This is a genomic window from Tropicibacter alexandrii, assembly GCF_003667315.2.
Lineage (GTDB): Bacteria > Pseudomonadota > Alphaproteobacteria > Rhodobacterales > Rhodobacteraceae > Tropicibacter > Tropicibacter alexandrii.
The window spans coordinates 59,939-71,723 of the sequence record NZ_RCTZ02000024.1 but is presented as its reverse complement, the minus strand read 5'-3'; the positions used below and the strand labels follow the sequence as shown (position 1 = coordinate 71,723).

The window sequence follows — 11,785 nt, the reverse complement described above, 5'->3', positions numbered from 1 at the left end:
TTACAACGAAGAGCTCACGGCTAAAATAGCCGCTGAGTGACGAACTCCAACGTCTCCGGTAAACCCGGACTGGTTCATCGCGCACGCGCCGCCGGAGCCACCGGTTGGATCGTCAAACCGTTTGATGATGCATCGCTGGTTTCTGTTCTGAAACGTTTGACGGGGCATGTGAACTGATATGTCTGGAAATTCGATCAGAGACACGTTTTTCGAGGAATGCGAAGAGCTCCTCGAAGCACTGGTGGAAGGCCTTGCCCAAATGGAGGAGGCCTCCGATGACATGGAAATCATCAACGCGGTGTTCCGCGCGGTGCATTCGATCAAGGGTGGCGCCGGGGCTTTCGGGCTAAACCGCCTGGTGAATTTCGCCCATACGTTCGAAACCGTTCTGGACAAGGTGCGCGACCGCGAGTTGCCCGTCGACGAGAAGCTGATGGGCGTTTTCCACCGCTCCGGCGACAAACTGTCCGATCTCGTCGCAGCCGAACGTGACGAAACCGAACTTGATCCCGATTCCGAAGCAAGCGTCGTCAAGGAACTCGAAGACTATCTCGGCGGCTCGTCGCAGGAAGAGGAATTCTCATTCGACGCCGTCACGCTGGATTTCGGGGCAGAACCCGTCGAGATTGCCGTGCCGGAAGCAGAAAACGCCAGCAGCCGCGTCTTCAAGATCGAGTTCCAACCGACAAGGGCCTTGTATGAAAACGGGCATGAACCGCTCTTGATCTTCGATGCGCTCGCCGAACTCGGCGACCTGCACGTCGAGGCCGATTTGAGCCAATTGCCGGCTTTCGATTCCTTCGACCCCGCGGATGCGGTCATACCTTGGTCCCTGACGCTGACCACCAGCGAAACCGAAACGACACTTCACGAGGTGTTTGAATTCGTCGAAGGGCTCTGCAAGCTCGATATCTCGGTCACCGACGCAGCGGTTGCGACGCCGGTTCCCAGTGCAATTCCCGCGGAAACCCCGCTGGAACCCGCCCCGCAGGCTGCTCCGGCTGCTGCCCCGAAAGCGGCTCCCGAACCGGCCGCAAGTGCGTCTTTGGCTTCGCAAAAAGAAGCTCGCGGTCCGAAACCCACCTTGCGGGTGGATCTCGATCGTGTGGATCGTTTGATTAACACCGTCGGCGAGCTGATCATCAACCAAGCCATGATCTCTCAGCGCATCGAGGAACTGGACCTTCCGACAGTCGCCCACCTGACGAACGAACTCGAAGCCTACAAACTGTTGGCCCGCGACATCCAAGAAGGGGTGATGGCGATCCGCGCACAGCCGGTCAAACCGCTGTTCCAGCGCATGTCCCGCATCGTTCGCGAAGCCTCCGACGCGACCGGCAAGAAGGCCAAGTTGGTCACGGTCGGTGACTCGACAGAAGTCGACAAGACGGTCATCGAAAGACTCGCCGATCCCTTGACCCATATGGTTCGAAACGCAGTTGATCATGGCCTGGAAAAACCGGACCTGCGCGAAAGCGCGGGCAAGGACCCGATCGGTACCATCCGTCTGTCGGCATCGCATCGCTCGGGCAGCGTCTTCATCGAAATATCCGATGACGGCGCTGGTCTGCACCGGGAGAGGATCCTCGAGAAGGCCATAGAAAAGGGGTTGGTTGCGCCGGATGTCGAATTGTCGGACCCCGAAATCGACAACCTGCTCTTCCTTCCCGGCTTTTCAACCGCCGGACAAGTGTCCAATCTCTCCGGTCGCGGAGTTGGTATGGATGTCGTCAAGAACGCCGTACAAGCACTCGGCGGCCGTGTCTCGATCAATTCCGCTCCCGGCAAAGGGACAACATTTACCATTGTCCTGCCGTTGACACTTGCCGTTATGGATGGGTTCGTCATTTCCGTCTCGGACCAAACCATGGTCATTCCGATCGCGTCTATTCTGGAAACCATTCGACCGAGCGCACGCGATATCCATATGGTCGGAACGGATAGTGAGGTCGTCAGCGTGCGGGGGGCATATGTTCCCATCGTTGATGTGGCGGACGGATTGGGACTCTCTCACAGGAATTCAAACGACGAACCTGGCATACTCCTTTTGGTGTCCACGGAACTGCAGGGACTGACAGCACTGCGCGTATCGGCAATTCACGACCAAAGGCAAGTTGTCATCAAGAGCTTGGAAAGCAATTACGCCGCAATCCCCGGCGTTTCCGCTGCCACGATCCTTGGCGATGGAAAGATTGCGCTGATCCTGGATCCGGAAGAACTCATCAAAATGGCCCACTCATCAGGCCAGGATCTGTTCAATCAAAACGTCAGAATGGAGCTTCGTCATGCCTGAAGTCGCACAAAATCGCGCCGACACACAATTCGAGTTCATCACCTTTTCCGCCGGCGGGCAGGATTACTGCCTCGAGATCACGCAAATACGCGAGATTCGCCGGTGGACGCCCGTTACGGCGTTGCCGCATACACCGGGAGACGTGCTGGGCGTCATGAACTTGCGAGGCGCCGTCATTCCAATTTTCGATTTGTCGGCGAGGTTCGGTCTCGGGATTACGCCTGCAAACGAACGCAATGTTGTCATCGTGGCTTCGGTCGGCGGCACAACGATCGGTTTGCTTGTCGAGTCCGTCTCCGAAATTCTCTCGGTGGAGAAAAGTGCGATTCAGGAAACACCTGACATCAAGTCCGACGCAACACGGCACAGCATTTTGGGAATGATCTCGGTGGATGACTCCATGGTCCGTGTTGTCAACTTGGACGCGGTCCTGGAAACAGGTGCAGGTAGTTCTCTATGAGCAACTTCGCGACCCCGCGCGCGGACTCCGAAGCCGGATTCACGGATGCGGACTTCGAAAAGCTGGCAAATATGGCCAAAAAAAAATTTGGCCTCAGCCTATCACCCAGCAAGAAACCGCTCGTATACTCACGGCTATCTCGGCGCCTCCAAGTTCGAAATGGATGTTCGTTCCCTCAATATTTGGAGTTGCTTGAGCGCCCCGAGGAGGAGACCGAGCGTCTAGAACTGATTTCAGCCCTGACGACAAATGTCACGAGTTTCTTTCGCGAGGAACACCACTTTGACACGCTGAGGGAGGCATGTTTGCCTGATATGCTCGCGCACGCCCAAAGCGGCGGACGTGTCCGTATCTGGTCTGCCGGATGCTCTTCAGGACAAGAGCCATACTCCATTGCGGCGACGATACTTATGTCGCAGCCTGGCATCGGTCAATATGACGTAAAGATATTGGCAACCGATATCGACCCGAAAATCGTCAAGCGCGCGGAGCAAGCCATCTATCCCGCCGAAGAAGTGGCTTCGCTACCAGAAAAGACGCGGCACGCGATGTTCGACCATGCAGAAGGGTCTGCGACTGTTGTCGTCAAAAAGCAGATGCGTAGCTTGGTAACGTGTGCGGAACTCAACCTTATCGAAACGTGGCCCTTCAAAGGACCTTTCGATGTCATATTCTGCAGAAACGTCGCGATTTACTTTGATCAAAGCACGCAGCAAACAATCTGGTCAAAGTTTGCAGACTATCTCAAGCCAGGCGGACATTTGTTTATTGGCCATTCGGAAAGAGTTACCGGAGATGCCATGAAAACCTTGAAACCGTCCGGAATCACGACATACCAAAAATTGGTCCAATAAACGAAGAAAAGGGAACGCACCTATGGGTCTGAAAGATTCACTTCGCATAATGGTCGTAGATGACATGGCCACGAGCCGAGGGCTTATCACCCAAGCCTTGGACGACATCGGCGTAAAGAATTACATTACCGAAAATGACGGAAAGCGCGCGTTGGAGCGGATGGCCGGCAGCCCGGTGCATCTGGTCTTGTCAGACTACAATATGCCTGGCCTGGACGGGCTGGGCTTGTTGAAAGCCGTGCGAAGCCATCCGTCTACGCAGAAAGTTGGTTTCATTCTGGTGACCGGCCGACCGACACCGGAAATCGTCAGCGAAGCAAAGAAACTTGGCTTGAACAACATGATCAAGAAACCGTTTACCGCGGCCTCAATGAAACAGTGCATCGAAAGTGTCGTTGGAAGACTATGAACACTTCCGCGTGCCTTCTGCTGTTCCAAGCCGCCAACTTTCGCGTTGGTCAAGAACTCGACTTGCTCGAGCACAGGATAGAGACGCTCGAAAACGCTCTGGAGCGTCACATGAGCTCTGAAAAAATACACGAGGACGGCGATGCAATCCAAGCTATTCAGGAAATCGACTTGGTTCGGCAGACCGTAAAGTCTCTTGCCGATTTCCTGATGACAATATCTGACCCCACCAAGACACTAGAACCCGAAACCATAGAAGCAGCCATCGAGCGGGTACCGCTTCGCGACGTGGCGGCCCGTTTAAACGGTGGGAAAGCGCAAGCCAAGGCGATCATTGGCACCGAGTTGTTCTGAATATCTTCGGCAAGGGGTCGACTTTGCCAACCGATACGTAGCCTTCGTTGAGAAAACAATGGAAAAGAAATCGGTGATGATCGCCTCACAAGACGCAGCTCAAAGAGCGCGGTTCTCGACATTGGTCAATCGGCTGTCGGGGTTCGCCGTGGTCGGGCAGACTTGCGACTTGATGAACACGTATAACGAGGTCGAAAGGGAACTGCCGAAGGCCGTGCTCATTTCGGACAAGTTGGCGTGCCTCCCAGAGTTCGAAGTCATGCGCGCGCTGTTTTCGGCTCTGGATGTCAAGTGGCTGGTGATCACCAGCTCAGGGGTCCCATTCGCCGATCACTGCGGGACAAGGCCGAGCCAAGGTGATGCGTCAGATGTGATTTTCATTTCGGGACTTGCGACCCTCTCTGAGGTCGACCGGCTGTTGTGCAGTCTCACCAACCCGGTCCCGGGCCGCATTTCGGTCAGGCCTGTCAGAAATGCCACCGCGCTCTCCGTCCAAAGTGTCAAACGACCCGCTGCGCCCCCCCAAATGGCCAAGCAACCCATCATCTCTGCTGCGCAGCCAGTTGATCGCGATCCCGGTCGAAGGCTGCTCCTCATAGGCGCCAGCACGGGCGGCGTTGACGCGCTTCTCAAGGTCCTGAGCGTATACCCTGCGGACTGTCCCCCGACTTTGATCGTGCAACACACTGGTACCGGTTTCGGGGAGAGCTTGGTCAGCCTTCTCAACAGGCAATGTGCTGCGTCCGTTACCTTGGCTTCAACGGATACGATCATCGACCGCGGGATGGTCGTCCTCGGTGCGGGAACAGCCGCGCACCTTGTCCTAAAGAACGTTAACAAACGAATTGTCGGGCTGGCCTCTGCGCCGCCCATGTCCGGCCATTGTCCCTCTGTCGATATGCTGTTCAGATCGGCGATTGAGATCGCCCCCTGCGTGACCGCTGCGTTATTGACGGGCATGGGACGTGACGGTGCGGACGGAATGAAAGAGCTACGCAGCGCGGGCGCGCGCACGATGGCTCAGGATGAAGAGACATGCGTTGTTTACGGGATGCCAAGGGCTGCCGTGGAAAATGGTGCCGCCGAGCAGGTCTTGCCGATTCACGCAATCGGTGCGGCTCTGCTCAACCACTCTAACCGTGCGAAAGCGCCTGACAGGATGACACAATGAGCAACGCCCGCGAAAACTTGGTGAATGTCATCCAGGGCGACTACGCCATCTCCGAGGATTCCGACGAAATCCTGACCACCGTGCTCGGGTCTTGCATCGCGGTCTGCATGTACGATGCGCAACGCAAGATCGGCGGCATGAACCATTTTCTCCTGCCCAGCCGAGAAGGGGAGAGCGGCGCCAATGTGCGTTACGGCGCCTACGCAATGGAATTGCTGATCAACGGCCTTCTGAAGAAAGGCGCGCAGAAACATCGCATCGAAGCCAAGATTTTCGGTGGTGCCAGCATGATGGGCAACCTGCGCGACATCGGCGCCGCCAATGCCCGTTTTGCGCATGACTTCCTCAAGGACGAGGGCATCCCCTGCGTCGCGGAATCCGTTGGCGGAACATCGGCACGCCGCATCCGGTTCTGGCCGACCAGCGGTCGCGTCCGGCAATTGTTGGTCAGCGGCAATATCGAGCCCGTGGAACAGATCGCACCACGCGCGCCCAGCAAGCCGGCGCAGGAAATCGTTCTGTTCTGACATGTTGCGGTTTGCCCGCGCCCGACCTACAGGTCAAAGGTCGCGAAGACCGGCGCGTGATCCGATGGCTGGTCCCATCCGCGCACATGTCGAAGCACCCGGCTGGAATGCGAAGCCCCTGCAATATCAGGCGTGGCCCAGACATGATCGAGCCGGCGGCCCTTATCTGCGGCGTCCCAGTCCTTGGCCCGGTAGGACCACCAACTGTACAGCTTTCCCTCGGGAATGTCCTTGCGCGTTACATCGACCCAGTTGCCCGCCTCTTGCACCTCGGTTAGATGATCCACCTCGATTGGCGTATGGCTGACGATCTTCAGGAGTTGCTTGTGCGACCAAACATCGTCTTCGCGCGGCGCGATGTTGAGGTCGCCGACAAGGATCGCCTTGCCGGGTCGCTCTGTGTTGAACCAGTCGCGCATCCCGGTCAGGTAATCCAGTTTCTGCCCGAACTTGATGTTCTTTTCACGGTCGGGGATGTCCCCACCGGCGGGCACGTAGAAGTTGTGCACGGTCACGCCGTTTTCCAGCCGGGCCGCAACATGGCGGGCATGTCCAAGATCGGCGAAATCCTTGTCTCCAACATCTTCCAGCGGCAGCTTGGACAGGATCGCGACGCCATTGTACCCCTTTTCGCCGCGAGCGACCATGTGATGGTAGCCACGCGCGGCAAAGACGTCGTGCGGGATCTTGTCGACCGGCGACTTGCATTCCTGAAGGCACAGCACATCCGGGGCCTCCTCGGCCAAAAGCCGGTCGACCAGACCTTGGCGCAGGCGGACCGAATTGATGTTCCAGGTGGCGAGGGTAAAGGCCATGGGGTGCTCCGTTCATCGACGGCGCGACAGTGCCAATCCTGCCCGCCGGGCACAAGTCGGAACCACCGCCCTGACCGGTTTCCAGCGGGTCAGATGATCTCGTCCTCGTCGAACAGCGGTGCGCCTTCATGGTGGGCATCGAAGCCCTCTGCCGCCGCCTCGGCCATCGCTTCTGTCTTGGGGGCGGCGATGTGGAACAGCGCGTCGCCTTCGTTCACGACCGGCAGGTTCGTGCGCCCGATCACGATCCCCGCCTCTTCGGCAACGACCTCGGCTTCGCGCTCGCCGAACGGGTCTGAAATCACGCCCAGCACCGCACCGGCCTCGACCCAATCGCCGCTGGCCTTGAGCGTCCTCAGCAACCCGCCAGAAGGCGCGCGGGCCCAAGTGGATTTCTCGCACAGGACCGGCGCGCCGCGGCGTTTGGGCACGCCGCGATGGGCAATCATGCCCAGCCGCTCCATGACCCGCAAAACGCCGGCCACCCCCGCCCGCGCGGCAAACTCGTCGAAACGCAGGCCTTCGCCGGCCTCGTACAACAGAACGTCGACACCGGCCTTGTCCGCCTCGAGACGAAGCGACCCGTCGCGGGTCTTGGACATCAGGGTGACCGGGGCGCCAAAGGCCTCGCCCAGCGCGCGCAGGCGGACATTTCCGGGTGTCAGGCGAATTTGCGGCAGGTTTTCGCGACCCACGGCGGCTGAATGCAGGTCGATCCCCACATGGCAGCGCCGCACCACTTCCGTCATGAAGATATCGGCCAACCGGGCGGCCAGACTGCCATGCGCCACGCCGGGAAAAACCCGGTTCAGGTCGCGCCTGTCCGGCAAGTAGCGGCTTTGGTTCAGGAAACCAAAGGTGTTGACGATCGGCACGGCGATCAAGGTCCCGTTCAGGCGCGACAGCGGCGCGGTGCGCAACAGGCGTCGGACGATTTCGACCCCGATCACCTCGTCGCCATGGATGGCCGCCGAGACAAACATGACGGGCCCCGGCTTGCGGCCATGGATGACATGGGCGGACATGGTGACAGGGGTATGGTCCGACAGGACCGAGACGGGCAGATCGACCGTGCGCCTTGTTCCGGCCACGACATGTTCACCACCGATTTCGAAGGGCTCCCTCATGATGTCTCCTGAAACCGGGTCAGAGTCATTGACCGGAAAGATGCGATAAACCGACCCCATTCAAGGAGAACTTTCAAGACACCCGGCACCTGCCTCCGCCCCGCGCGGTTTCTGGACACGGGGCGGGGCAGTGCCCCGCCCCTTCTTAAGGCTCAAGCCGGGTTCTTGGCGAAGCGCAGGTAGGGCAACTGCTTGTCCAGCGTACCGTATTTCTCTTCTGCCGCCGCGTCGTCGAGCGACAGGGCGACGATCACGTCCTGACCCGTTTCCCAGTTCGCCGGGGTGGCCAGCGGCTGGTTGTAGGTGCGCTGCAGACCATCCAGCGCGCGCAGCACCTCTGCAAAGTTCCGACCGACCGACATCGGGTAGGTCATCATCAGCTGCACTTTCTTGTTCGGCGCGATGATGAAGACGGACCGCACGGTCGCGCTGTCAGCCGGGGTCCGGCCATCGGGCAAATAGGCGTCTGCGGGCAGCATATCCAGCGCCTTGGCGACCTTCAGGTCGTCATCGGCGATGATCGGGAACCCCGCCGGCGCACCGGATGTCTTCTCGATGTCGCCCTTCCACTTCTTGTGCTCCTCGACACCATCGACCGAGATGCCCATCACCTTGGTGCCGCGCTTGGCCCATTCGTCGGCCAGCTGGGCCACCGCACCGAACTCGGTCGTGCAGACGGGTGTGAAATCCTTGGGGTGGGAGAACAGGATCGCCCAAGAGTCGCCCTGCCAGTCATGCAGGTCGAACTCACCTTGGTCGGTCACGACATGGAGGTTCGGCAGTTCGTCATTGATACGCAGTGCCATTTGCATTCCTTTCCTGTGAAATCTTGTCGGGCTGTCATGCCGACATTCTATGGGTCCAAACTGGGGACGCAGGCCCCCTCATTCAATTCGCGGGTCACAGTGTCACAACCCCACGGATCATGCAAAGCGGCGGCGGCCACGTCGCCACTGCCACAGTGACGGGGCGAAGTGCCGCGCCGCCTGCACCTCAGAAGTCCGGCTTTGCGCGAAACGACATGCCCCGCCCGCTTTCGGGATGGTTCACGCGCAATTCCTCGGCATGCAGCATCATGCGGGGGTAGTTCCCCGCAGTGTCTGCGGCATAAAGCGGATCGCCCAGGATCGGATGGCCCAATGCCAGCATGTGCACCCGCAACTGGTGGCTTCGCCCCGTATGCGGGAACAGGCGGACACGGCTTTCGGCATCGCTGGATTTCAGCACCTTGTAGCCGGTCAGCGAGGGCTTGCCCGTTTCGTGACAGACCTTCTGCCGGGGCCGGTTCGGCCAGTCGACGATCAGCGGGAGATCGATTTCGCCGGACTTCGGCTCCAAACGCCCGGCGACACGGGCGATGTAGGTCTTTTTCGTCTTGCGCGCCTCGAATTGCTGGCCGAGATGGCGTTGCGCATGTTCGGTCAGGGCAAAGACCATGACGCCCGATGTGTCCCGGTCCAGCCGATGCACCAGCCGCACGGTCGGAAACGGAACGGTCAGGCGCGTCAACAGGCAATCCTGCAGGTCCTCGCCCTTGCCCGGCACCGACAGCAGGCCAGCTGGCTTGTGGACAATCAGCAGATCGCTGTCCTCGTGAAGGATCGGGATGTCGCCCTGCGGCGGGGAGTAATCGCTCATGACGCTGTCATGCCGCGTGCCCCCCGCAACGTCCAGCCCTTCCATGCGCCAAGTTCTGCTCGGCGTGAAAATACCGCGGCAAACCGCCGGAATGCGGGCGCAAGGCGCTTCGAAGCGCCTTGGAAACGCGTCTTCGAAGACGCGTGACAATCGCCTTGCAAGGCGATTGGTCCAAGGCCGTTCGAACGGCCTTGCCACCGGATCCAGCGTCAGGCGATATCAAAGCCCGCGATGCGCAAGGCCTGCGCGATCGCGACGATATGCGCCGGACCGGTCTCGCAGCAGCCGCCGACGATCGTCGCGCCCTGTGAAACCCATCCCATGACATGCGACGCGTAGGCCTCGGGCCCCATATCCTCGCGCGCGGTCAGGGCATCGACGGTCGGACGATCGGCGAGAAAGCCCCTGCTGATCTGGGTGAACCCGTTGGCATAAGCGCCGAACGGCAGGTCTCCGGTCGCGAAGATCTCCATCGCCGCAGGCATGACCTCGGGAACCGAGCAATTGGCCAAGATCGCCGCAGCCCCCTGCCCCGCAATCCCCAGCACATCCGCCACGGCCTCGCCCGAACGGAGACGCGTTCCATCCGCGTCGTCCAGCGTGACCGCCAGCCAGACTGGCTTGCCATATGGCAGAACGCCCTCCAGCGCAGCGCGCGCATGGGCCAGCGAGGCGACCGATTCCAGCAAGATCAGATCGACCCTGTCCGCCATCCGGGCCGCGCATTCGGCATAAAGCGGAACGGAGACCGCGTGTGGCGGATGCTTGTCCGGCCGGTATGTGGCACCCAGCGGGCCGATACTGCCCGCAAGTCGCCCACCGCCATGCGCCGCGCGCGCGGTTGCGGCTTCGTGCAGCGCGGCCTCGCACAACGGCTCCAACCGATCCTCGATCCCGGCAGGCGCCAACCTGTCACGGTGAAGCGCGTAGGTGTTCGTGGTCGCCACCGTCGCCCCGGCGGCGAAATAATCCGCGTGGACGGCCTGCACCAGCCCGGGCCGGTCCATCATGACTTGGGTCGCCCAGAGGGGCGTGGGCCGGTCGCCAGCCCGCCGCACCAATTCCTGCCCCATCCCGCCATCCAGAAGGGTGATCTGTTTCACGTCTGCTCTCCTGTCTGCTCAAGCCTTTTGCGGCAAGGCGTCGGTGATCTCGTAGTAGTCCCCCTTGTCATCACAAAAGATGTGCTTTTCCAAGGTGATCCCGGTGGGATTTTCCAAAGCTCCGAGGCTGAAGCTGATCGTGTCCTCGGCATGGGCGTGCCAGAACAGGAAGGTGCCGCAGGTCGGGCAGAACCCGCGCTGTGCGGTCTTCGAACTGTCGAACCACTTGATCGGGCCGCTTATCGTCAGCGTCGCCTTGGACACCGTGGCAGAGGCCCAAAGATGGCCCGACTGCCTGCGGCACTGGCTGCAATGGCAGACAGAGGCAGCCTGCGGACTGGCCTCGGTTTCAAAGCGGATGGCGCCACACAGGCAATGTCCACGGGTCATGTCGGTCCTCCTGTCGGCACCGAGGCGAAGGCCAGCGCCACGCCGTAGAGAATGAAACACGCGGCGAGACCGCGCCGGATGGCGGTGTTGGCCACCGCAGATAGGGCACGCTGGCCCAGCCATGCACCGAGGGCGGTGTAGGTGCAATAACTGGCACTCGTGATCGCCAGCGCGGTGGGGGTGATCACCCACATCTGCGTCAGGATCGGGACCTCGGGCTGGACGAACTGCGAAAAGGCCGCAAGGTATCCAGCCACGGATTTCGGGTTGATCGTGGCGATGGCGAAGGCGCGCGTGTAGATGTGCCGTGTCTGCAGCCCCGTCGCGCGCAAAGGTTTGGTGGCGCGCATCCAGCCCTTGATCCCGAACCAGATCAGCAGGCCCGCGCCCGCGAACTTGGCCACGGTGAAGGCCGCCGGGGACGCGGCGATCAAGGCGGTCACCCCCAGCGCCGACAGGCACAAAAACAGCGTGGCCTGCGTCAGGATGCCGGCGACTCCCCACAGGGCGCGGGCAAAGCCATGGGCCATGCCGTTCTGGATGCAGTTGGCCGCGTTCGGGCCCGGCGAGGTGACGAAGACCACCCAGAAGCCCGCAAAGACCAGCCAGCCGTGAAAGCTCATGTTGCGCGTCCTGTTCACCGCG

The 11,785-nt window shown here is 60.3% G+C and carries 14 protein-coding genes and 1 pseudogene; 8 read left to right on the top strand and 7 right to left on the bottom strand.

What is annotated here, in order from left to right:
- Positions 1 to 63 precede the first annotated feature (63 nt).
- From D8Z78_RS25110 to D8Z78_RS21140, 8 genes and pseudogenes are all read left to right on the top strand, one after another.
- Positions 64 to 177: pseudogene (locus D8Z78_RS25110) on the top strand (response regulator); the annotation flags it as partial.
- Between the two features lies 1 nt (position 178).
- The gene (locus tag D8Z78_RS21170; protein WP_121632563.1) at positions 179 to 2,293 is read left to right on the top strand and encodes a chemotaxis protein CheA; all 2,115 of its coding nucleotides are present in this window, start codon (positions 179 to 181) and stop codon (positions 2,291 to 2,293) included.
- Positions 2,286 to 2,753, top strand: coding sequence for a chemotaxis protein CheW (locus D8Z78_RS21165; protein WP_121632564.1), 468 nt, complete (start codon positions 2,286 to 2,288; stop codon positions 2,751 to 2,753). Before D8Z78_RS21170 ends, D8Z78_RS21165 begins: the two co-directional genes overlap by 8 nt.
- Positions 2,750 to 3,607 carry a CheR family methyltransferase gene (locus D8Z78_RS21160; RefSeq protein WP_121632566.1) on the top strand — a complete coding sequence of 286 codons (858 nt, stop codon included), beginning with the start codon at positions 2,750 to 2,752 and terminating at the stop codon, positions 3,605 to 3,607. Before D8Z78_RS21165 ends, D8Z78_RS21160 begins: the two co-directional genes overlap by 4 nt.
- Before the next feature lie 22 nt (positions 3,608 to 3,629).
- Positions 3,630 to 4,016, top strand: coding sequence for a response regulator (locus tag D8Z78_RS21155; protein WP_121632568.1), 387 nt, complete (start codon positions 3,630 to 3,632; stop codon positions 4,014 to 4,016).
- A complete protein-coding gene (locus D8Z78_RS21150) occupies positions 4,013 to 4,369 on the top strand; it encodes a hypothetical protein (RefSeq protein ID WP_121632569.1) in 357 nt (118 codons plus the stop codon). The genes D8Z78_RS21155 and D8Z78_RS21150 overlap by 4 nt, the downstream gene beginning before the upstream one ends.
- Before the next feature lie 58 nt (positions 4,370 to 4,427).
- Positions 4,428 to 5,540, top strand: coding sequence for a CheB methylesterase domain-containing protein (locus D8Z78_RS21145; RefSeq protein ID WP_121632571.1), 1,113 nt, complete (start codon positions 4,428 to 4,430; stop codon positions 5,538 to 5,540).
- Entirely contained in the window at positions 5,537 to 6,067 is a 531-nt protein-coding gene (locus D8Z78_RS21140) for a chemotaxis protein CheD (RefSeq protein ID WP_121632573.1), read from the top strand. Before D8Z78_RS21145 ends, D8Z78_RS21140 begins: the two co-directional genes overlap by 4 nt.
- Positions 6,068 to 6,093: 26 nt before the next feature.
- Here the strand turns inward: D8Z78_RS21140 and D8Z78_RS21135 are convergent, their stop codons facing one another.
- The 7 genes from D8Z78_RS21135 to D8Z78_RS21105 form a co-directional block, all read right to left on the bottom strand.
- A complete protein-coding gene (locus D8Z78_RS21135; RefSeq protein WP_121632574.1) occupies positions 6,094 to 6,882 on the bottom strand; it encodes an exodeoxyribonuclease III in 789 nt (262 codons plus the stop codon).
- Positions 6,883 to 6,971: 89 nt separating this feature from the next.
- A complete protein-coding gene (locus tag D8Z78_RS21130; RefSeq protein ID WP_121632576.1) occupies positions 6,972 to 8,009 on the bottom strand; it encodes a succinylglutamate desuccinylase/aspartoacylase family protein in 1,038 nt (345 codons plus the stop codon).
- Positions 8,010 to 8,161: 152 nt separating this feature from the next.
- The gene (locus D8Z78_RS21125; RefSeq protein ID WP_121632578.1) at positions 8,162 to 8,815 is read right to left on the bottom strand and encodes a peroxiredoxin; all 654 of its coding nucleotides are present in this window, start codon (positions 8,813 to 8,815) and stop codon (positions 8,162 to 8,164) included.
- Between the two features lie 187 nt (positions 8,816 to 9,002).
- Complete coding sequence (locus D8Z78_RS21120) at positions 9,003 to 9,647, bottom strand: RluA family pseudouridine synthase (protein WP_121632666.1); 645 nt, start codon at positions 9,645 to 9,647, stop codon at positions 9,003 to 9,005.
- A gap of 209 nt (positions 9,648 to 9,856) precedes the next feature.
- On the bottom strand, positions 9,857 to 10,750 hold the full coding sequence (locus D8Z78_RS21115) for a homocysteine S-methyltransferase family protein (RefSeq protein ID WP_121632579.1): 894 nt from the start codon (positions 10,748 to 10,750) through the stop codon (positions 9,857 to 9,859).
- Between the two features lie 18 nt (positions 10,751 to 10,768).
- The gene (locus tag D8Z78_RS21110) at positions 10,769 to 11,140 is read right to left on the bottom strand and encodes a GFA family protein (protein ID WP_121632581.1); all 372 of its coding nucleotides are present in this window, start codon (positions 11,138 to 11,140) and stop codon (positions 10,769 to 10,771) included.
- The gene (locus D8Z78_RS21105; protein WP_121632583.1) at positions 11,137 to 11,763 is read right to left on the bottom strand and encodes a LysE family translocator; all 627 of its coding nucleotides are present in this window, start codon (positions 11,761 to 11,763) and stop codon (positions 11,137 to 11,139) included. The genes D8Z78_RS21110 and D8Z78_RS21105 overlap by 4 nt, the downstream gene beginning before the upstream one ends.
- Between the last annotated feature and the right edge of the window lie 22 nt (positions 11,764 to 11,785).

Excerpts from the sequence above, each read along its gene's own strand:
- D8Z78_RS21130 (WP_121632576.1), bottom strand. The coding sequence starts at position 8,009 with ATGAGGGAGCCCTTCGAAATCGGTGGTGAACATGTCGTGGCCGGAACA.
- D8Z78_RS21135 (WP_121632574.1), bottom strand. The coding sequence starts at position 6,882 with ATGGCCTTTACCCTCGCCACCTGGAACATCAATTCGGTCCGCCTGCGC.
- D8Z78_RS21155 (WP_121632568.1), top strand. The coding sequence starts at position 3,630 with ATGGGTCTGAAAGATTCACTTCGCATAATGGTCGTAGATGACATGGCC.
- D8Z78_RS21160 (WP_121632566.1), top strand. The coding sequence starts at position 2,750 with ATGAGCAACTTCGCGACCCCGCGCGCGGACTCCGAAGCCGGATTCACG.
- D8Z78_RS21140 (WP_121632573.1), top strand. The coding sequence starts at position 5,537 with ATGAGCAACGCCCGCGAAAACTTGGTGAATGTCATCCAGGGCGACTAC.
- D8Z78_RS21145 (WP_121632571.1), top strand. The coding sequence starts at position 4,428 with ATGGAAAAGAAATCGGTGATGATCGCCTCACAAGACGCAGCTCAAAGA.
- D8Z78_RS21150 (WP_121632569.1), top strand. The coding sequence starts at position 4,013 with ATGAACACTTCCGCGTGCCTTCTGCTGTTCCAAGCCGCCAACTTTCGC.
- D8Z78_RS21170 (WP_121632563.1), top strand. The coding sequence starts at position 179 with ATGTCTGGAAATTCGATCAGAGACACGTTTTTCGAGGAATGCGAAGAG.
- D8Z78_RS21105 (WP_121632583.1), bottom strand. The coding sequence starts at position 11,763 with ATGAGCTTTCACGGCTGGCTGGTCTTTGCGGGCTTCTGGGTGGTCTTC.
- D8Z78_RS21120 (WP_121632666.1), bottom strand. The coding sequence starts at position 9,647 with ATGAGCGATTACTCCCCGCCGCAGGGCGACATCCCGATCCTTCACGAG.
- D8Z78_RS21125 (WP_121632578.1), bottom strand. The coding sequence starts at position 8,815 with ATGGCACTGCGTATCAATGACGAACTGCCGAACCTCCATGTCGTGACC.
- D8Z78_RS21165 (WP_121632564.1), top strand. The coding sequence starts at position 2,286 with ATGCCTGAAGTCGCACAAAATCGCGCCGACACACAATTCGAGTTCATC.
- D8Z78_RS21110 (WP_121632581.1), bottom strand. The coding sequence starts at position 11,140 with ATGACCCGTGGACATTGCCTGTGTGGCGCCATCCGCTTTGAAACCGAG.